Source organism: Halobium salinum (assembly GCF_026586625.1).
Classification (GTDB): Archaea; Halobacteriota; Halobacteria; order Halobacteriales; family Haloferacaceae; genus Halobium; species Halobium salinum.
Genome location: NZ_JAODIW010000006.1, coordinates 659,246 through 679,962, shown reverse-complemented (window position 1 = coordinate 679,962; position 20,717 = coordinate 659,246). Strand labels below are relative to the sequence as shown.

Below are 20,717 nucleotides of genomic sequence, written 5' to 3'. Positions count from 1 at the left end.
ACCACAGGCGACTTCACGAACTCCGCACTACGTATCGGTAATCCGAGCACTTAAACCGCATCCAGTAGTTACTGTAATGATGATGTCTGCGCGTGAGTCGACCAATTTCGAAAACTATCACGGGCAGTTCCTCCGCATGGAGACTGAACTCGACACGTTCGGCTTGACTATCGACGACGTGCCGGTCTGGGAACGTGCACGCGTGGATGTATGGTGGGGACTGCTCACCGAACTCGGGTATTGGGGGCAGGCGTACACGGAACTCGACTACTCCATTGGAAGCTATCTAAAAGGAGGGTACCATCTCTTCAAGTCCCTTGGCCGCCGGAACCCGTTTTTCTCGTCAACTCCTGAATTTCTCTGTTGGGGGTTACCGAGACGAAAACGACTGCCTGACGGAACCTGGTGGGATATCTACTTCGATCCGATCTATCAAGAGACGCAGCTCGATCGGATACACGTTGAGGAGCCGTATCAGAACGACCACCTGAAACCCGCACGGACGAAGGACCTCAAATATCTTGATGTCATCGAGTACGTCGGCTTCGCGAAACGGAAGCTTGGGATAGCGGACCCGAGCCTCTCGTCGGAAGAACGGGGCAAGCTTGGCCGAATCGAATCCACAATTCAGGAGACGTTCGGGGTCGAGTTGGACGTCACGAGCATCATCCGCTACCATCTCGAAGAGCGTCGCTCCACACTCTCTCTGTACCAGCGCCTGCTCCGGCGCCTCGACCCGGATGTAGCCGTAATCACGGCGGGAACCACCAAAGAGACGTTCATAGAGGTCTGCAAGAACAATGATGTTCCCGTGGTGGAACTCCAGTTAGGGATGACACACGAGTACTCTCTGGAATACTCGTACCCGGGATTCCGAACGAAGGAAACCGCTCCGGATTACTACCTCACGTTCGGCCCACACTGGAACACCGTCGCGGATTATCCCATCGATCATGAGAAGGTCATCGACGTGGGGTATCCGTTTCTGGAGCGGTCGGTCGAGAAGTACGAAGACGTCCCACGGCGAAATCAAGTGGTGTTTGTCTCACAGGGTGTCATCGGAGAGCGACTCTCGAAGGTGGCGACAGAGGCAAGTGAACGGCTCGGGGCCGAGGTGAACGTCGTCTTCAAACCCCATCCGGGTGAGAGCGACCGATGGTCTGAGGCTTATCCGTGGCTTCTTGACTCCGACGTCGAGGTCGTAACTGACGACGACCAACCACTACATCGGGTGTTTGCAGAGTCGTGGGCGCAGGTCGGAAGCCACTCGATGGCACTCTGTGAGGGCATCGCGTTCGGACTCGACACGTACCTCCTCCAGTCGCCCGGAATCGAGTGGATGTCGTCGTTCATTGAACGTGGCGAAATGGTAGTGGTCGACGGTACTGAAGAGCTCGTGTCCAATCTGAAGGACAGGTCCTCGGTGCCGGTCAGAGTGGACAGATATTTCAGTCCAGACGCCATCGAAAATATCTCGCGCGTCCTCAAAGGGATTCGTGAGGGCCGCATTTAGGTCATAGATCCGGAGTCAGGTCACATATATCATGGGTTTCAGTGTGAAACGGGGAATCGCATCGGTGCTCGGCACGAGCGTTCTCCAGTTACTGATTGGATTAATCTTGGGACCACTTCTCGTTCGGTTCCTCGGTGCCGAGCGCTTCGGAGACTACGTGTTCGTGATGTCTCTCTGTGGAATCCTGATGGTGTTCGTCAATGCAGGAATCTTCGACAGCGTTCGCAAGTTCCTCGCCGAAGACCGTGCAGAACCGGGGTGGGAGGATTGGGTCTTCGCGTTCCACGTCCGTCTATCGGTTCTCCTGCTTCTCATCGTCCTACTGCCACTACTTCTCTCGATGCACTTCGGTCTGGTCTCGGCGCTCGTCGGCGGCAAAAACACGCGATACCTGTACTTGGTTCCGCTGTATTTGATTGCCGAACAGTTCTTCCTCTTGAACCGAGGGACGCTACTCGGTCTGGGGATGGACGTCTGGTCCGAGCCACTCCTCGTTCTTCGGAAAATTTGTATGGGTGCCGTTGCGCTCTCGCTCATCTGGTCCGGATTCGGTGCCGTTGGGGCGATTGTCGGCGAGATCGTTGCCGCAACTATAGGGTTCGTAATCGGCGGCGTGCTCGTGTCCCGTCGACTACGCACCCGGACTGTGCTGCGACAATCCCCCTCGTGGTTCCCCGCAAGTTCCGTGCACACGTACAACAACCTCTCGACGGTTACCGGCTTCATGGTCGTCCTACTGTATGAAGCCGACGTGATTCTGGTTCAAACGTTCCTCGGGAGTGAACAGACAGGGTACTACAAAGCGGCTCTTCTCGTCGCCGAGTTCCTGTGGTTCGTACCGAAAGCCGTGGAGATAGTCTTCCTTCAGTCGACATCCGAGATGTGGTCACAGGGTCGTCACGAGGAGATTTCGGAGCTCATCTCTTCAACAACCCGATACACGATCCTCTTTACTGGGCTCGTGGGTATCGGACTTGTAGCACTTGCAGACCCATTTCTCGGGTGGTACTTCGGTCCGGAGTTCGTCGCCGCTGTGCCGGCGCTCGTCGTGCTCGTTCCCGGTGCACTTGGCTTTGCTGTCGCGAGGCCCATCATGGCCGTCGGTCAGGCGAGCGGCGAACTCAGACCCATCATGTACGCAACCGGTGCTGCGGCGGCTCTCAACCTCGTCCTCGATGCGCTGCTCATCCCTCGATTAGGTATCGGGGGTGCAGCAATCGGGACGACGGTTGGATACGGATCAATGCTCCTTTTCAATGGTGTCGCAGCAAGGTCGATTGGGTTCGATCCGCTTACCAACCTCCGAATCACCCGTATTGGAGTGACTTTTGCGGTTTCCGCAATGGTAATCCTGCCGCTGGAGGCGATCATCGCGTCGGATTCCCTCTCCTTGGTGGTGGTCCCTCCCGTCGGAGCTGTCGTCTTCTCCATCGCAGCGGTGTCGACACGAGCCGTAGATCCGACCGAAGCAAGGTCCGGACTGAAGAGTTTTATCCCTTCGTGACAGGTCCGCAGTCCGTACTGACGTTCGGTAACCGGTTTCGGCGTTCGACTCCACTCATGGGACAGGACAGCCCTCACCATTTCGAAGCGGCTCCGATCTGACGGTGGCGAAATGGTTTTGCGGCGTCCCATCAATGCCAGGGTATGAGTGAGTCGGAGCACAACGCCGATTTGGGGTTCTCTGCGGATACCGTCCCGCTAGACCTGGTCGGCACTAGTGTCCTGGCTTTGAGTGGGTGTTTCACCGTTCTCCTCCCCGTCTTCGAGGGAACTATCGTGCGGGCGCTGCTCGGGTCACTTCTGGTCCTGTTCCTCCCCGGATACGCCATTGTAGCCGCAGCCTTCCCTCGAAAGATGTTCGACCCGCAACCGGCAGAGTACGAGGAATCCTGGGTCTTTGGGTTTCTCCCCTCAACAGTATCCGATAGAACGTTCGGTGTGCTCGGTCGGGTTATCGTCGCAATCGTCCTGTCAATAACGACGGCAATTCTCACAGGCGTCGTACTGAGTTTCCTTGGAGTCGGTGTCCGCGTCGCCCCACTGGCGGAGGCAATTACGGCCCTGGTGCTCGTTGCGTCGCTCGTCGCGGTTGGCCGTCGCCTCCAGTACCCACCCGAGGAGCGGTTTACACTCACGACAGACCGTGTCGTTCCTGTCGTGTCAGATTTCATGCACCCGGGCTCACGACGCGAACTCGCGGTGAACGTGGTCGTCGTCGTTTGCCTCCTCACGAGTGTCGCCTCCGTTGGCTACGCTATAGAGAACGTCCGAGAACCGGAGCCGTTTACTGACTTTTATCTGTTGAGTCCTAATGGAAGCGGGGAGTTCACGATGGACGAGTACCCCACGGAGTTTGTCGAAGGTGAGCCGACACGACTCGCCGTCGCCATCGGAAATCACGAGGGGGGACGAACGACGTACACCGTGGTCGGCGAACTCCAGCAAGTGAACGGCGAGGAGAGGGTGGTCGCTGAAGAGGAGTTTTGGCGGACTGAGGCGGTCGTTCCTGCCAATGGAACGTGGCAGGGAACACACAATATCGTTCCCACCTCAACCGGGGACGACGTGCGAGTAGTCTACCTGCTCTACCGGGGTGAAGCACCGGAGAACCCGACACGCCAGAACGCGTATCGCACGCTCGATCTCCACGTCTCGGTCACCGCTTCAAACGAGACAGCGTTGTTGGACACCGTACGGTGAGCTGTCGGATGCAATCCCGTGCTTCGGCAGACTACCGCTCATCGAGGGGTACAACTGATGGTTGCGACAACGTCACCTGTTTCGGGAGTCGATCCGTCGCTCCAGACGAACTGGACAGAGACACGGTTGACATCGCCCTCTTGGTCGCGTCCCGTCTCTACCTGCGGATAGCCGAGACTCGCGTTCGAGGGGACGTTCTCGGTGCTGACTACGGCCACATCGACGACCGGGGTGTGAGAGTAAACGCCGTCAAGTTCGAAACCGACGCGCCCCTCATCGTTACACTCTGCCTCAGTAACTTGGTTATACGAGAGCCCGTTCGGTGGGTGACCTGCAAAGCTCACATCCCGTCCGGCGACGTCGTAGAACGCATCGGGGTTCCCGAACACCGAGATGCCGCCGAAGTGGACCGTCGCCTTGTTCCGGAGGTAGATCGCGTTTCTGTGATCTCTGAGTTCGATAGTGCCGAAGACATTGAGGTCGTTCGCATCGGCGATGGTGAGTTCGAACGCACCTTCGCCGGCTTGATTGTTCTCGATGAGGTCAACCGTCATCGTCCCGGAGACGGTGCTGTCACCGATGACCCCACTTCCTCGGTTTCGTTCGCACCAGAGGTTGAAATGGCCGTTTGCTGCACCGACGTACGCTCCGCCCCCGCTGTTCCCGTCACCGTTTGAATCACAACGGAGCGACACGTCAAGCGAAGCACCGGCTCCCATCTCCGCGCCCCACCCTCGATTGTTTACGAACTGTCCGACAACGTAGAGAACGGAGGCCGACCCGTTAGTCGTAAAGCCGTTGTTTCCGGCACCGTAGCCATAGATTCCATCTAAAATCGAGTTGAAGGCCGCAGTATTGATGTGCCAACAGTCACCACCGAAACCCGAGACGAACACCTCCTCGAAGTGCCATCCCTGAATTTTCCCGTTTCCCGGACTGGTGTTCGATAGCATCATTCCGTGTGTTCCGTTCCCACCAGCATCGGTGAGTTTGAGGTACTTGAGACTGCATCCCATCACTCCACGCTCAAGACCAGAAATATCAAACGCGTGACTGCCTCCACGATAAGCGTACTCGGTGCCGATTGCGCTCATAACGCTCCCATCCTGATTGTTCGAACCCCATCCCGCGCCACGAATCTGTACACCGGAGTTCTGTGGGACGATTGACGTTCGCCCCCCGTACCGACCTGCGGGGAGAAATATCCAGCCACCGTTCTCGAGATAGGCCCACGCATCGTTGAGCGCTTGACCGAAATCCGAGCCGATTTCGAAGTACCGAACACCTGTAGAGAGGTCGGGCCCCGCTGCGACGATGTATCGTTCGAGAGCCTGCGGAACGAGTCGTGCATTGTTCGGGAAATCGTCGAATCCTCGGTCCGGGTCCACGTCACCCTCCCTCGATTCGTGGTCCCCCCCGAGCCAGGAGCAGCCCGCAAGACTCGTCGATACTACGACACCCCCTGCACAGAGAGCAGTTCTCCGGTCGATGGGCCTCATTGGACGATCGGGGGGGAAGGGGGTCGACCCTGGGTTGTGATACGCCCCGGGAAGGAATGCGTCTGCGGTGACGGTAGGACTTCGTGTAGTGCGGTCATGTGGAAACCATCGTAGGAAGAACACAAATAAGTCGGCTTCGCGCATATGACTGAACTGTCATGCGGGTGGTTCATGTATACGACGGTCACGAGTGCGTCGGTCCTGGTGAAGGGTCCGTCCCGACGGTGGTTTGGAACATCGCACTCGAGACGGCGAGACAGGGCTGTGAAGTCACTATCGTTGAGCGCCAGTGGGATGGTCTCCCGCGAGTCGAAAAACGGGATAGCGTGACGTTCCGTAGAGTGTCGCTGGCAACCGGGTCCGACGACCCGTGGGCCGAGGTGCCCTATAGGATGGTATCGACTCCAACAGGCGCAGCGCGTCTCATCGTCGACCGAACGAACTTCGCGCTGAAAGCGTACGGAGTGCTCCGGAACCTCGAATTCGACGTCATACACGTCCATCTCCCGTTCGCGGCGAACGTGTTGGTCACGGTCGCCCCGACGCTCCGGAAACGAATGATCTATACTGCTCATATCGGCGAAACCGAGAAGCGCGTCGACGATCCTCCATTCTCACCAGACGTCTACCTCGCAAAGCGGGTCGCGCTCTCGGCTATCTTAAATGATGACGCGTTGAACTCGTTCAAAAATCGGGGGGTGAACCCTAAGCGGTTGTCATTCGTCCCGAACGGAGTCGACGTCGAACGATTTAGCCAATCCGACGCCAGCCGGCGTGGGGAGGTTGAGCGGAAATACGGGTTGTCAGACCGCACGGTCGTCCTCTTCGTCGGCAGCGTCACACCGCGGAAGGGTGCTGCGGAACTGCTCAATGCATTCATCAACGTTCACACCGAGTTCCCGGACGCGAAACTGGTGTTTGCCGGAACGACGGACCTCAGCCCCGAGTACGTCGCTCGGATACGGTCGGTTGCCGACGAGGCCGGACTCGACGAACGAGTCGTGTTCACGGGGTACACTTCCGAAGAGGAGATTCAGGGACTCTACGAACGAGCCGACCTCTTTGCTCTCCCGTCTCATGACGATGGGTTCCCCCTAGTCGTCACCGAAGCGATGGCGGCGGGGACCCCTATTATCGCGTCGAACGTCGGGGGTATCCCGCGGCAGGTCGAAGATGGGGTGCAGGGATGTCTCGTCGAGCCAAAAAATTCTGCTGAGTTGATAGACGCATTGAAGACTGTTCTTGGCGACGAGGAGCGCCGAGAACGGATGTCGGTAGGCGCACGAAGGCGGGCCGAAGAGTTCGCGTGGGACAGGATCGCGTCCCGGTACATCTCGATTTACGAGACGGTGGCCGAGGCTGTTGAGCGGGCCGGTTAATCGTCATCGGAGGGGAGAAGCGAGTCGTACCCGGAGAGTAACTGTTCCCAATCGTACTGGGTTCCCAGCGCAGCGGCGTTGCTCGAGAGGCGGTCGCGTGTGGCCTCCGAACTGAGGAGTGTCGCGATAGCCTCGCGCATCCCGTCGGCGTCGTCGCGGACGAGTGCCGACTCACCGTCTTCGATTGAGATACCCGCCGCACCCACAGTCGTTGTGACGATGGGGAGACCGGCTGCGAGGTAGTCCATCATCTTGAGCTTCGTTCCAGAGCCTGTGGAGAGCGGACAGAGGGCGATGTCCGACAGCGCTAGTGCGCTCGGAAGGTCGTCGACAAACCCGGGCGACAGTACGTTCTCACGGTCGAGTTGCGGTGGGTCGCGCCCGACGAGCAGGAACGTCACCTCCGGGAAGGCGGGAGCGAGTTCCCGTGCGATGAAATGGGCTGCATCCCGGTTCGGCCCGTAGTCGAACGAACCGACGTAGAGACATACTGGAGTGTCAGATGGGATTCCGAGATCCTCTCGGAGCTGTTTTGGGTCTCCTGCCGAGCGAATCTCGTCTACATCACAGCCGTTTGGGATGACGCGAGCACACATCCAGCTTCCAGCGAAAAGTTCCCGATCGGACTCTGACTGGAACACCACAGCGTCCGCCCGACTGACGGCCTGACGCTCGTACTCGCGAAGGTTTCTGACCGCCCGGTCGGCGATGGGCGCCGGAACCGGGGTCCCAGCGAGGTTCTGACGGAGGTTGTCGAAGTCGGCGTTGTGTTCGGTCAGCAGGAGTTTCGCATCGAATCGCTCGGCGAACTGCTGCGCCGCGCCCCACATCTGCAGCGTCTCGCAGACGACGACATCGACCTTCGGAACTTGTCGGTGGAGGTCGCGGAGGACTGCGCGAGTGAGTAGACGATTGAGAGGGTGATTCCCATCGAAGGCCTGCAGGGCGTTCCACGCGTAGATGCGTAGGGCCTTCCGGCGGAGGAGAACGGTGTCGAGAGGGACCGCGCGAACCCCTCCCGGGAGCTCGAGGTCGTGCTGCCAAGGACACGCCAGCCACACCTCGCCGAACGAGGAGAGATGCTCAGCAGTCTTCCACACACGCGTTTCACCCCCGTTGGTCGGTGGATAGACCGGGTCGATGTGGAGTTGAAGAATGTTCACGTTCCGTACCTCGCGACGTACTCTCCATTGGTGTAGACCGTGCTTCGCCCCGGGGGAGTGAACGGTATCGGTTTCCGCAGCGGCCCATCGAACCCGATTATGACGCCCCTTTCGATCGACTCGTCCTTCACTACGACCAGAGATACGTTCGAGTCCGGCAACGCCGTATACTGTGACACGGTGCCAGTCATCAATGCCATCTCGTTGAATGGTGCAGAGCCGCCGACTCGCTGACTGGTGTGTGCCGTAACGAGCGCCCAGGAATGGCGCTGAAGTTCGGTGTGTCCCGTGGTCGGAACCAACGAATCGTCGGGTTGGTCTCTGAAGTCGTAGTCGGTCGACGATTTGTAGGCACTTGGACCGACAAGCGCCGTAGTGAGCACCAATACGGTGAGACCGACGTGGAGCGTACGGCTGTTCGATGGTCCCCCGCGTTTCGCGACCGCGAGTGCGGCGAGGAGGAATGCAGCAATGAACGGCGCGTAGAAGACCAGCGAGAACCGTGCGACACGGGTTGCGTGGAGCAACTTCGACAGGATGGGAAGAACGAGCCAGACGATTGGGAGTCCAGTGATTGCGACTCCCGCGAGTGCGATGCCGGTGTTCTTCGACCGCTTCCGGAACAGCGACCAGAGGAGAAGCGGGGCGCCGGCTAGCATCGCCACCCTGTACAGCCAATTGTAGATGAAGAGGAAACGGTCGCTTCCGAACAGGAACTGGGTTTTCTCGTCGCTTCCACCGACGGTATTGGCGCTCCCAATTAGGGATTCTCCGCCGAGAGCGACGTTACCGAACGAGCGTAAGGCGTCGAGTTGCCACTCAATGAACGACGGGTCCGCTCCGACGTTTGCCCAGAGGACGATAGCCCCGAACAGGACACCGGTCGCCCCGACGAGATAGCGGAAACGGTCGAATTGTGGGTCGAAGGACGCATTTCGACGACGGAGCAGCGCGTACGCCACGATAAGAAGTACGAGGATTGAGAGAAGCAGGTAGCTGCTCGTGTAGTGGGTGAGCGCGATAACGGCCGCAATCGGCGCGATCAGCGCCAGCTGTCGGAGGTATCGGTGGTCGCTCCACGAGCGGGTGCTTCGAAGAGCCATCAGCCCGAGGAGAACGAAGAACAGCAACAGCACGAGATTCTCCTTAAGAAGAGACGTCGAGTTCAGGAGATAGACGAAATCCGTCGAGACAACGATGGTCGCGAGGGCTCCGAGTTTCTGACCGAAAAACGACGAAATCGGGAGATACACCACCAGTGGGATTAGTACTGCGGTGCAAAGCAACGCAGCGTTCCACGGAACGACGAACGAGTCGAACGGGATTTGCAGTGCGGCAATAAACAGGTTCGGACCGGGGTACCCGTTGCTCTCTGGGAAGCCGATGTGTCCATACTGGAGGAGCAGTTTGAACTGATGGAACCGGCCGTAGTTGTCTACGCCACTAAACATACCGAACCTGATTAGTTCGAAGTACCACCGCACGAAGTTCGCAGCGACGATAGCGAGCACCGACAGGGTGTATCTACCCTTCGCGAACCAGATGAGCGCCGGGACGAACAGAGCCAGAATGGACACGATGTATATGACACGACCGTTCGGGTGGCCGTGTTTTCCGATCTCCGTCAACACGAACGTGGCGGCGCCGAACAGGAGCCCGAACGCTCCGACAGTCAGTTTGGTGGTTTGACTCGTCATATCTACCGGTGTCCGTGATTTCGTCTGAGTCATGGTCGGTGAGCAATATAAAGTTGCGGTGCATTGTCGTATCACTCGTTACCACTAGACAGGGTGCGCAAGCCAGTAAGGACGACTTGCTCTCTTACCTCCGGGAATGCGATGGTCGTCCCGGCGTACAGGACGAAACCAATCAGAATGGCGAGAAGGAGGTCGACGAGTCCGTTCACGCCGACGAGCCACTGGTAACCGACGAGACCGAGAACCATCACGAGCGACCCGAGGGAGTACCAGAACAGGTGCCGGTACGGGACACGAACGGTAACGAACCTGGAAACGTATCGGCCAGCCAAGAACGTCTCAACTCCGAACGCCACCGCAGTCGCAATCGCTGCTCCGACGATACCGTACTGTGCGACGAGTGCGACGTTCAGGACGAGGTTCAGCACGACCGTGATGATAACCGCCCGCGCAACGAGGTCAGGTTTGTCCACGGCGAGAAGTGCCCGGTCGAGAATCTCCTTCACCGACAGGAGCACTTTCTCCCCCATCAGAATGACGAGAACGAGGGCAGCGACCGCATAGTCGGCACCGAACAGATATCTAAGCATTGGATCTGCAAGAACGACCACACCAAAGAACGCAGGCACCGAAACGAACAGACCGACACTCATCGCCGATGTCAGAGTCGACTCAACCGAGGACCGTTGGTCACTCTCGTTCCATTTACTGAGCTGGGGGAACGCTGTCGTGGCGACCGACCTCGCGACGAGAGACGCAACGAGCGTGATCTGCCACGCGTACTCGTAGGCACCAATCAGGGAGTTCGAGACGAACAGCCCCAGCACAGCGACGTCCATCCAGTTGTAAATGTACCCACCGGCGGCGGAGACGAAGTTGTATCGAGAGTATTGAAGCAGCGACCGAGCCTGCGCGATTGAGGGGCGTCCAAACGTCGTTGTCCAACTAACTACCCCCCAACTCACAGCGACAACGAACCCCCCTAAAAACCCGAATACGACGCCCAAGGTCCCGAATCCGACGATAGCGAGGGGAACAGCGACACCGAACCAGACGAGGTGTCTGGCCGCCTCAATCGGAGCCGTGTCACCGACCCGCAACTCTCCACGCAACACGTGGATTACGAGTTCCGAGGCCTCGTTGAGAACGACGCCGAGGGCGACCCAGAGGGCGAGTTCGGCACCCATGTACGCGTTCAAAGTGTCACGAAAAGCGTAGATGCCGATGAGAACGATTCCGGTTACGGCGGTCTTGAGGAGCAGGGCGGTTGTGAGGACGGTTCCGGAGTCCCTCCCTTCACTAAGGCGCTTCTCTACTGCTCCTCGAATCCCCACATCAGCGAGAAGCGAGAACACGCCGACGAGCGTCTGAAAGAGGAAGAAAGCACCCATCTGAGCGGGCGACAGATGTCGAGCCAAAACGGCCAGTCCAACGAAGACTGCAATGGCGCTGATGCCATTAGCTACAACGATTTTCAGACTGGCTCGGGCGAGGTTCATGACGGCGTACCCGCTTACTGTACGTGAGCAGATAAATCGATGGGGGGACCCCACCCGTTGGAGACCTAGCGTCACGATAGCAGTTAGCGATGGAGGGACGTGAGGCCCCTCCGGCGTCTTGACTGCCTCGAGTCGAAGACCCGTCGCGGTCCGAACGTCGAAGCCTCGGCCGCGCTGGCGTCAACGTAGATTCGGTCGCAGCGAGAGAGTCGTCGTATGACCCCTCGACCGATGTGTTGAGATCCGGACGTAGTTATATATTCACAGGACACAGTCGTCCTATCGAGCCGACTATGCGAATCCTCATCGTCAACGATTACTTCGAGCAGGTGGGGGGCGTCGAAGTGTACGTCCACCGCGTGAAGGACCTGCTCCGTGAACGCGGTCACGAAGTTGCGGTGGTCGGGGGCAAAGAGACAAACAGCGTGGTAGCCGGGTACGTCCGGAGCCTGTACAGTTTCCGGTACCAGCGACGTATCATGGATGCGGTCGACCAGTTCGACCCTGACCTCGTGTTCTGTCACAGCGTCATTTACAACATCTCCCCCTCGTTCCTGCGACCCCTCCACCGAAGAGGGGTGCCAGTCGTTCTGACTGTCCACGAGCTCAACGGACTCAGTTTCCGCCGATACCCGAACCTACCACCGGCCTTCGTGCTTCCATCGCTGCTGCGGAAGCTACTCCATCGACCGCTAATCGAGCGGTACGTCGACGCGTTCGTCGCCCCCTCATCTATCGCTCGGCATCAACTCGAGACAGAAGTCGGCGTCGACAACGTGAGCGTCATTCGGAACCCAGTATTCTGGGAAGTGGCGTCGGAGCCACCATCGTTCGGTAGCGGGCGAGTTCTGTACATCGGTCGATTGGACAGGAAGAAGGGAGTTCATGTACTGGTCGCGGCGTTTGCGGACCTCGTTTTGCGGATGGGTACCGGCACCGCCCCGACGTTAGAAATCGTTGGAACGGGAGAGGAATTGAGCGTGCTCCGCTCGCTGGTATCGCAACACAGTATTGAGGAGCACGTGACATTCACCGGCCATCTTGACCACGAGGCAGTTCGGGGGCGATATCGCGATGCGGACGTGTTCGTTCTCCCGTCCATCATCGAGGAGAACTGTCCTCTGACGGTCATGGAGGCGATGTGTCAGGGGGTCCCGGTCGTGACGACCGATTTCGGCGGCCAGCGAGAGCTCGTGGCAGGTCACGGCTGTGCACGGCTCGTCCCACCAGGCGACGCAGACGCCTTGGGACAGACTCTATATGACTTGCTGGACGACGTGAGCACGCTGACCGAGATGGGACGGAACGCGGTGGACGCGGCGGCAGATTTCTCGAAGGAGCGCCACGCCACACAGTTGGAATCGCTATTCCAAGGGCTCGTCTCTGACAGACGCGTCACCTGTCAGCCGGTCCGATCAGAGTAATCCCACGGATTCATACCATTCGATCGCATCGGCGAGCGTTTCGAGGGTCGAGCGTTGTTCGACTGGCGCCCGGAAAGTCTGTCGCTTCGGAACCGTGCCGCCGTCGGTCGGCGTTTGGAACTGGTCTCCCGGTGCCGGGAACAGGTCCTTCTCGTGAAGGAAGTTCACGACCGGTGGGAGCACGTGTTTACTGACGGCGAACGGCATCGGGACGACGAGACCCCGATTGTCAGTCAACTGCCCGATATGTCGGTAGAGTTTTCCTGTGCTAACATTCTCTCCCGAGAGAACGTATCGGTCGTCGAGGTTCACTTCCGGGTCCAGACAGTAGACGACCGAGTCTACGACGTCTTGGACGTGGACGACGTTGTACGCACCGGGTGCGTACAGCGGCGGGGCGAACACGACGTTCGTGGCGACACGCTGGAAGTGAGAGAATCGGTTGAGGCGGTAATCCCGCGGTCCGATGACGAACGTCGGGTACAGAATCGAATACTCGAACTCGTGATTCGTCTCGGTGAACAGTCGTTCTGCTTTGAGCTTTGAACGCTGATAGTCTTCGTGCAAGTTGCGCCCGAACTCCGGGTGCGCGAGGATCGTGCTGAAGAAGACGAATCGGTCGACACCATGCCTGTCGGCCGCGTCGACCAGCGCTGAAGTTCCATCGACGTTGATGTGCTTGATGCGCTCCCAGTCGACTCCCAACTGGTCCCGCAGCGTCCCCGTATACCCTCCGTATATCGCTGCGAGGTGAACGACCACATCGACGTCGGCCATCACTTCGTCAAGGAAATCAGGCGAAGAGAGGTCACCGGTGACAGTTTCGATCGATTGGGGGAGGTGGTCGGTGTTCGAGGACTGACGGACGAGCACGACCGGCTCGTATGACGGATCCGCTGCCAGCGTTTCGAGCAGGTTCACTCCGATGAACCCCGTACCTCCAGTAACGAAACACTTCATCGTGAAACCCCCCCCGTCTGATAAATGTCGTCGATGATCCTGGTCACTTCGACGCCCCGCTCTATCGGGGACAGCGTTTCATAGTCGCCGCGACGAACGTGTGCGACGAAGTCATCGATTCGGTCGGTGTGGGGGGTTTCAGACGGCCGTAGCCAGGTCTGGAATAACGGACCCAGCTGAATCAGCGGCCGCTGTCCGCGCTTGAAATACACCCACTCGCCCTGGACGGTTCCTTCGAGGGTCTCGTCGTTGAACTCTAACATACCTTCCACTCCGACGACAGTCGTCCGAACGTTCCATCGTTGATGCGTCCACCCAGCAGAGATGTCGACATCGGTGCCACCGACGTCGAGTGTCACTTCGGCGATGTCCTCGACAGCGTTGGTCCGTGCGTAACGCAGTTCCGCCGACTCGACCGAGACCGAGCCCTTACCGAACAGTCCGATGTAGAAATCGAGTACGTGCGGGAACTTGTCGACGACGACTCCACCGCCCGACAGATCGGCATCGTAGTACCACCCGGCTGGCGGCGGTGAAGAGTGATACACCGTCGTCGCCTGAGAGACATCACCTAGTAGCCCGTTTTGGAGCATCTGTCTCGAACGTCGATAGTTTCCCATATACCGCAACGCGTGTCCCATCTGTGTGACGATACCCGCGCTTTCCGCGGCAGCCTGCATTCGGCGGGCGCTGGCAAGCGAAGTCGAAACCGGTTTCTCACAGAGAATGTGGATGCCACGTTCCGCAGCATCGGTGAAGATCTCCTCATGGGTGAACGGAGGGGAACAGATACTCACCACATCGAGGTTCGCCTCCTCGAACAGCGACCCGTGATTCTCGTACTGGCCCCGAACGTCATACTGTTCCGCGACACGACGCCGGCGGTCGGGGTCAATCTCGGCGAGCCCGACCACTCGAGTCGCGGGATTGGCGTCGTATGCAGGGAGGTGGACGGACTCAGCGATATCGCCCGTGCCGACAATGCCTACCCGTAACGGTTCGGTCATGCGTAAAGGATTCATGACTCAGTATTAATACTTTGGCGGCGACATCCATCCAGTAGCTAATGTCGACAGAACGCGAACAGGACGGGGTCGTCTGTCTGACGGGTGACGTCCACGAGGACGACGTTCGTCGCGACGACGTTGCGGCCGTGCCCGAGTCCGAGATCAGCCTCTCGGAGCGACTTGCGGAGATTGCACGAGGATACGATATCGAACTGACGCTGTTCGTTGAGGGAAGAGTCTGTGTGCGCCGACCACAGCGCGTCGCCGACCTCGCCGCGACGCCAGGGGTTGAAATCGGCGGCCACACTTACAGTTCGTTCATGCCCCGCTGGGTACACCGACCCTTCAGACTCATGTTCGGGACCGAGTACGGGCCTGCTCGATATCAACGGCACGATATCGATCGAACGCTCGACGTGCTCGAGTCCACGACTGGCACTCAGGTTCTAAGTTGGCGGACCCACGCGTACGACTCGAACTGTGCAACACGAAAAGCGTTGAATCGAACATCCGTTGAGGTAATCTCGGATCGAGTGACGCCACCTACGGATATCGGCCCCGTTCGAAACGCAGGACTCGTTGAACTTCCTGTAAACACCCTTCGTGACGACGGATACCTTCGAGTGTCCACCCGTAGTGACGACCTCGTGAATGGAGACTGGTTCGATGACCGGATGTACGATCCCGATGAGTGGCTCTCGAAGGTGTGCGAGCAGACCGAAAGTATCGTTGAGCTAGGGGGAGTTGCCACGATTCAGGCCCATCCGATCTACATGTACGCAGCCGACGGGTTCGAAGTGTTCGAAGGTCTCTGTCAATGGCTTGCCGACCGAGATATCGAGACCCGTTGCTGTCACACGATTCACGATCACCTGTGAGTCGCAATACCGAATAACGGGAACGGTCGTTGTCCGCTCCCGCCGGGTGCGAGAGTTAACTCGTCTGACAGGACACGTCGGCGACCACATCGCCCGAGTCTGGGGTGCTTCCGTTCGACCACTCGAACTGGATTACGACACGGTCGATGTGACTGTCATCGTCTCGTTCGTACGAGATCCTCGGGTGACCGAGCGTCGCACCGGATGGCTTGCCTGGGACGTCGGTCACGTTGACGTCGACGGCAGGGGGGCGACTGTACGCGGTGTCGAGGCGAACGGTGATGCGCCCCTGGCCATCACAGGCAGCGTTCTGGGCCTCATTGTGGCTGAGACCGCGTGGGCGCTCACCGGAGAATGTCCAGTCGACACCGTTGCCGATGTCGTACGTGGGGTCCCGGCTCTGGGCGTTGTACACACGGAGACCGCCGAACGATACGCAGCCCTTGTCGCGTGACCGAATCGCATCGGTCGACTTGTCGTCGACTTCGATCGACCCGTTGATGAACGCCCCATCGGCGCTGTCGATACGAAGCTCTGCGTCGCCGGCCAAACGACGGTCGTTCCGGAGGCATCCGACCATGTACTCCCCGGCAGCGTCGGAAGTGAGATGGATTCCTTTGCCACGGTTGCGCTCGGCCGAGAGGACGAAGTGTCCTCGACAGGACCCGACGTAAACGCCACCATCGCCGGTGTCCGCGCGGCCGTTATTGTCGCTCCTGATGAACGCGTCGAACTCGCCGCCGGCACCGAACTCGACTCCCCAGCTCTGGTTCCCCGCGAAGTTGCCACTGATTTCGAGATACGACGGTGGACCGGCGGTGACGAGCCCCCGTTTTCCGTTGTCGAACCCGCCGATCCATTCGAGTTGGCTATTGAAGAACGATCCCTCGATGTACCATCCGTCGCGGTTCCAGTCGTTCGCAGAGACGTTGATGAACCGTGAGAACTCGACCTTGGCAATGTCGCCGCCATGATCGCCTGTGTGACCGAGGTCGACGCCGTACGTGCCCGACCCGTCGTTTCTGAGCACGAGATTCTCCACGACGATGTGGGCGTATCCCGTCGAGATGTTGGCAATCGAGAAACCAGCGCCGCTGCCCTGGTAGTGGTACTCCGTTCCGATGTGTGAGTTGAACTGTGTGTTCTGACGCGCGTTCCCTCCCTGACCCAGGATATGGACGCCCGAGTTCTTCGGTTCGATGGTCGTCGACCCGGAGTATGTGCCTGCGGGGAGAAGTATCCACCCCCCACTATCGAGTGCAGCCCACGCGTTATTGACCGCTCGACCGAAGTCATCTGTTGGGTCGTAGTACTGAACAGCCTCACTCAGCCCTGGGCCGGCGGCGACGATTTGATCCTCGACGGCGCCGACGAGAGCCTGTTTCGCGTTCGGTCCGACGCTGATGGAGTCGAACGTCGGTGACCGACCCGAAGACCGAATCTGCTGCCAATCGGATCCGTCGCCGATAAACTCGCGTTCGGTATCTGTTGCGAGGTACTTCGCACCGGTCTTGGGCTCGTACTCCTGGAGTGTGGACTCTGCTCCACGAATCTCGACACCTGTGTCGATTTTCCTGAAGTTCTCGTTTAGTGGAACGTGCCAGTCCTCTTCGCCTTGGGTCGGTGTCCGATAGTTGTGATTTTCCGTCATAGTGGTGCCAGCGAGACCGCACAGCGATTGCTTTCTGAGTGACCACCCAGATAACGATTTCGACTGTATTAGTCTCTCAAACGCAGTAATCTAGATATTTTCACACCACGGTGAAGTGGTTACTGTTGTGGGAGAAAAGGACGTGTCGGATGGCCATCTCGTCGCGAGTGGGGATGAGACGTATCGTCGTGAATGAAGGGTTAAACGGCTTGACCGCCAACCCGCAATCAATGTGGCCTTGGGGGCACCTTGTGTTCGGATATGTCGTATATTCGCTTTGGCGCCGGTTGTCTGGGAATCCACCTCCGACGGACACTACTGCTCTTCTCCTGGCGTTCGGGACACAGTTCCCAGACCTTGTCGACAAGCCGCTCGCGTGGACGTTCGGCGTCATCCCGAACGGACGGTCGCTCACACACTCGGCGATTACGACGACGATTATCGTCGTCACCGTCCTCTACGTAGCGCACCGCAGCAGTCGATTGTCGTATGCGACCGCGTTTGGGACGGGATACTACAGCCATCTGATTGGTGACGCGTTGAATCCGCTCCTCGGTGGGTCGCTGTACGAACTGGGCTTCCTGCTTTGGCCGCTTGTTCCAGCCATCGATTACGGAGACGGCGGGTTCCTCGCACACTTCGCAGAACTTGAACTCACTCCCCTGTTCGTCGTTCGCATATTGGTGTTAGCTGTTCCCGCGGCCCTCCTCTGGATAGCCGACGGGACGCCGGGGACTGCTCTCCTCCGGTGGGTCCGGACACGCTTCATTCCCGAGTAGTTGTCGGTCGCCGGGCGGGCGTTCGAACCGCTGCCGACGGCGAGCACCCACCTTTTTCCGCCTGCTCCGAGAATTGGACTGTCAATGAACTCGATAGGTCCTGTCGGAAAGCGGGTGCTCGTCACCGGCGGCGCCGGCTTCATCGGGAGCCACCTCGTCGACGCGCTCGTTCCCGACAACGACGTGGTCGTCCTCGACAGTCTCGCCTCCGGTGACCGGGCGAACGTCCACGACGACGCCGAACTCGTCGAGGGTGACCTCCGCGACGAGGACGCGCTCGACCGGGCGACGGAAGATGTCGACGTCATCTACCATCAGGGCGCGGTCGTCGCCGTCTCGGACACCGTCGAGGACCCGACGCGCTCGAACGCGGTAAACGTCGACGCCACCCTCTCGCTGCTCGAACGGGCCCGGGACGAGGACGCCCGCATCGTGCTCGCGTCGTCGGCGGCCATCTACGGCGACCCCGAGTCGGTCCCGGTCCACGAGGACGACCCGAAGACCCCCTCGTCACCCTACGGCGTGCAGAAACTGACGCTCGACCACTACGCGCAGGTGTACCACGACCTGTACGGGCTAGAGACGGTTCCGCTCCGATACTTCAACGTGTACGGGCCGCGACAGGGCGGGAGCGACTACGCGGCCGTCATCAGCGTCTTCCTGCAGCAAGCCCGGGAGGGTGGCCCCATCACGATAGAGGGCGACGGAGAACAGACTCGCGACTTCGTCTTCGTCGAGGACGTGGTTCGGGCGAACCTGCTCGCGGCGACGACCGACGCCGTCGGTGAGCCATTCAACGTCGCTACCGGGGAGCAAACCACGATTCTCGACATCGCCGACGCCATCGTCGGGGCGACCGGGAGCGACGCCGAGATAACCCACGTCGACCCACGAGTCGGCGACATCCGCCACAGCCGGGCGGACGTTTCGAGGGCAAAGGAGACGCTGGACTTCGAGGCGACGGTCGAGCTGGAGGAAGGAATCAGCCGACTGGTCGAGAGTACGCGAGCGTGAACTGCCTCGGGGTCAAGCCCCGAGGCACTCGCCTTGTTTATCTGTAGACGGTCGACGAGGCTCGCCGCCGGACGTGTACTTCGACCTCGACGACTTCGAGGAGACGGGTTGCCCCTCACCGAATCCTGAAAACGGTCGGACCGACCGTCGCCGACGCAGTGTCAGTCGTCTACGACTGTGAGTCGACACCGGGCTCACGGTCCGCCGGTCCCCCTTCGGGTTCGAATCGCTCGACGAGGGTGTCCACGATACGTTCGCCCGCCCGGCCGTCGCCGTAGAGGTCAGGGTGACCGGTCATCGCCGTCCGGACCGCTTCGTCGCCGTGGAGCGTCCGTATCCGTGCCGCGAGGTCGGCCGGTTCGACCAGCTCGTTCACGCCGGCGTCGACCGTCTCCGGCCGCTCCGTGTTCGGTCGGACGGTCAGACAGGGTCGTTCGAGTATCGACGCCTCCTCCTGTACCCCACCGGAGTCGGTGACCACCAGCTGGGCCTCCGAGAGGAGCGCGAGGAAGTCGAGGTAGTCGAGCGGCTCGACCGTGCGGAGCGCACCCGTCGACTCGAAGTCAAGGGCGTCGATGGCCGACCGGGTGCGCGGATGAACGGGGAACACGACCGGGAGCGGGGCATCGTCGAGCGCTTCCAAGGTCGAGGCGAGCCGGTCGGGGTCGTCGGTGTTCCGCGGTCGGTGAACCGTCGCGACCGCGTACCCCTCCGGTTCCAGACCGAATCGGTCGAGGACGTCGGAGCGCGACTCCGCGATTCGGGCGTGGGTCCGACAGGCGTCGACGACGGTGTTGCCCGTCATGCGGACGTTCCGGTCGATTCCCTCATGAGTCAGGTTCGTGGCCGCCTCCTCGGTCGGCGCGAACAGGAGGTCGCCGACGTGGTCGGCGAGAATGCGGTTCACCTCCTCGGGCATCGACAGGTCGCCGCTCCTGATGCCCGCCTCGACGTGTCCGAACGCGACGGGGAGCTTGCTCGCCGCGAGTGCCGTCGAGAGCACGGTGTTCGTATCACCCACCGCGAGGACGACGTCGGGGTCGCGTTCTTGGAGGAGGCGTTCGACGCCGACGAGCGCGTCTGCGGTTTGCTCGCCGTGGCTGCCGCTCCCGACCTCCAGGTCGACGCTCGGCGGGTCCAACTCCAGCGTCTCGAAGAACACGTCGCTCAGCTCGGCGTCGTAGTGCTGGTTCGTGTGGACCAGCGTGAGGTCGACCCGCTCGTTCGCCTCGGCGGCGCGGACGACCGGGGCGGCCTTGACGATCTCCGGCCGGGTTCCGACGACGAGCATGGCCGACACCCGTTTCGCTTCTCCCGCCACGTCATCGTTGACCGACATACGACCGACCGACAGTCCATCACCTCTTTGCTCTTTCGCGTTCCGTTCCCGCGGCTGGACCGACCCGCGAAAGGACGAGAATCAGGGCCGACCGGCGGAAATCAAGACCGACCGGCGGGAGCCAAGACCGACCGAAGAACCCTGGGCGAGTGGTAGGTGTGGCGCGTAGGGGCCGCGGAGCGTAGGGGGGCGAATCCGTCGTGTGTGCACCG

16 protein-coding genes are annotated in these 20,717 nt (G+C 59.8%); 8 read left to right on the top strand and 8 right to left on the bottom strand.

The features are described from left to right. Nucleotides 1-136 precede the first annotated feature (136 nt). The 3 genes from N5095_RS06785 (at nt 137) to N5095_RS06775 (ending at nt 4,216) form a co-directional block, all read left to right on the top strand. The gene (locus N5095_RS06785) at nt 137-1,513 is read left to right on the top strand and encodes a hypothetical protein (protein WP_267621997.1); all 1,377 of its coding nucleotides are present in this window, start codon (nt 137-139) and stop codon (nt 1,511-1,513) included. Nucleotides 1,514-1,544: 31 nt separating this feature from the next. Further along, entirely contained in the window at nt 1,545-3,017 is a 1,473-nt protein-coding gene (locus N5095_RS06780; RefSeq protein WP_267621996.1) for an oligosaccharide flippase family protein, read from the top strand. 143 nt (nt 3,018-3,160) lie between these two features. Then, nucleotides 3,161-4,216 carry a DUF1616 domain-containing protein gene (locus N5095_RS06775; RefSeq protein ID WP_267621995.1) on the top strand — a complete coding sequence of 352 codons (1,056 nt, stop codon included), beginning with the start codon at nt 3,161-3,163 and terminating at the stop codon, nt 4,214-4,216. Nucleotides 4,217-4,254: 38 nt separating this feature from the next. On the opposite strand, the gene N5095_RS06770 is transcribed toward N5095_RS06775, so the two are convergent. Further along, on the bottom strand, nt 4,255-5,604 hold the full coding sequence (locus N5095_RS06770) for a hypothetical protein (RefSeq protein WP_267621993.1): 1,350 nt from the start codon (nt 5,602-5,604) through the stop codon (nt 4,255-4,257). 335 nt (nt 5,605-5,939) lie between these two features. On the opposite strand from N5095_RS06770, the gene N5095_RS06765 reads away from it, so the two are divergent. Continuing rightward, nucleotides 5,940-7,094: a glycosyltransferase family 4 protein gene (locus tag N5095_RS06765; protein WP_267621992.1), complete on the top strand. Its 1,155-nt coding sequence runs from the start codon at nt 5,940-5,942 to the stop codon at nt 7,092-7,094. On the opposite strand, the gene N5095_RS06760 is transcribed toward N5095_RS06765, so the two are convergent. The 3 genes from N5095_RS06760 to N5095_RS06750 all read right to left on the bottom strand — a co-directional run bounded on the left by N5095_RS06760 (nt 7,091) and on the right by N5095_RS06750 (nt 11,453). Further along, on the bottom strand, nt 7,091-8,257 hold the full coding sequence (locus N5095_RS06760; protein WP_267621991.1) for a glycosyltransferase family 4 protein: 1,167 nt from the start codon (nt 8,255-8,257) through the stop codon (nt 7,091-7,093). The genes N5095_RS06765 and N5095_RS06760 overlap by 4 nt on opposite strands. Then, complete coding sequence (locus N5095_RS06755) at nt 8,254-9,954, bottom strand: glycosyltransferase family 39 protein (RefSeq protein WP_267621990.1); 1,701 nt, start codon at nt 9,952-9,954, stop codon at nt 8,254-8,256. Before N5095_RS06755 ends, N5095_RS06760 begins: the two co-directional genes overlap by 4 nt. Nucleotides 9,955-10,025: 71 nt before the next feature. After that, nucleotides 10,026-11,453, bottom strand: coding sequence for a flippase (locus tag N5095_RS06750; RefSeq protein WP_267621989.1), 1,428 nt, complete (start codon nt 11,451-11,453; stop codon nt 10,026-10,028). Between the two features lie 293 nt (nt 11,454-11,746). Here N5095_RS06750 and N5095_RS06745 point away from each other — a divergent pair, with 293 nt between their 5' ends. Continuing rightward, nucleotides 11,747-12,877, top strand: coding sequence for a glycosyltransferase family 4 protein (locus N5095_RS06745; protein ID WP_267621988.1), 1,131 nt, complete (start codon nt 11,747-11,749; stop codon nt 12,875-12,877). Here the strand turns inward: N5095_RS06745 and N5095_RS06740 are convergent. Both N5095_RS06740 and N5095_RS06735 read right to left on the bottom strand, forming a co-directional pair. Further along, nucleotides 12,869-13,837 (bottom strand): NAD-dependent epimerase/dehydratase family protein, encoded by a 969-nt coding sequence (locus N5095_RS06740; RefSeq protein WP_267621987.1) that lies wholly within the window; start codon nt 13,835-13,837, stop codon nt 12,869-12,871. The genes N5095_RS06745 and N5095_RS06740 overlap by 9 nt on opposite strands. After that, a complete protein-coding gene (locus N5095_RS06735) occupies nt 13,834-14,844 on the bottom strand; it encodes a Gfo/Idh/MocA family protein (protein ID WP_267621986.1) in 1,011 nt (336 codons plus the stop codon). The genes N5095_RS06740 and N5095_RS06735 overlap by 4 nt, the downstream gene beginning before the upstream one ends. Nucleotides 14,845-14,903: 59 nt before the next feature. On the opposite strand from N5095_RS06735, the gene N5095_RS06730 reads away from it, so the two are divergent. Then, nucleotides 14,904-15,722 carry a polysaccharide deacetylase family protein gene (locus N5095_RS06730; RefSeq protein WP_267621985.1) on the top strand — a complete coding sequence of 273 codons (819 nt, stop codon included), beginning with the start codon at nt 14,904-14,906 and terminating at the stop codon, nt 15,720-15,722. 55 nt (nt 15,723-15,777) lie between these two features. Here N5095_RS06730 and N5095_RS06725 read toward each other — a convergent pair whose 3' ends face one another. Continuing rightward, on the bottom strand, nt 15,778-17,373 hold the full coding sequence (locus tag N5095_RS06725) for a hypothetical protein (protein WP_267621984.1): 1,596 nt from the start codon (nt 17,371-17,373) through the stop codon (nt 15,778-15,780). 173 nt (nt 17,374-17,546) lie between these two features. Here N5095_RS06725 and N5095_RS06720 point away from each other — a divergent pair, with 173 nt between their 5' ends. Both N5095_RS06720 and N5095_RS06715 read left to right on the top strand, forming a co-directional pair. Next, the gene (locus N5095_RS06720) at nt 17,547-18,152 is read left to right on the top strand and encodes a metal-dependent hydrolase (protein WP_267621983.1); all 606 of its coding nucleotides are present in this window, start codon (nt 17,547-17,549) and stop codon (nt 18,150-18,152) included. An 84-nt stretch (nt 18,153-18,236) separates the two neighbouring features. Further along, complete coding sequence (locus N5095_RS06715; protein WP_267621982.1) at nt 18,237-19,166, top strand: NAD-dependent epimerase/dehydratase family protein; 930 nt, start codon at nt 18,237-18,239, stop codon at nt 19,164-19,166. 169 nt (nt 19,167-19,335) lie between these two features. On the opposite strand, the gene wecB is transcribed toward N5095_RS06715, so the two are convergent. Continuing rightward, nucleotides 19,336-20,505 carry a non-hydrolyzing UDP-N-acetylglucosamine 2-epimerase gene (wecB, locus tag N5095_RS06710; protein ID WP_267621981.1) on the bottom strand — a complete coding sequence of 390 codons (1,170 nt, stop codon included), beginning with the start codon at nt 20,503-20,505 and terminating at the stop codon, nt 19,336-19,338. Between the last annotated feature and the right edge of the window lie 212 nt (nt 20,506-20,717).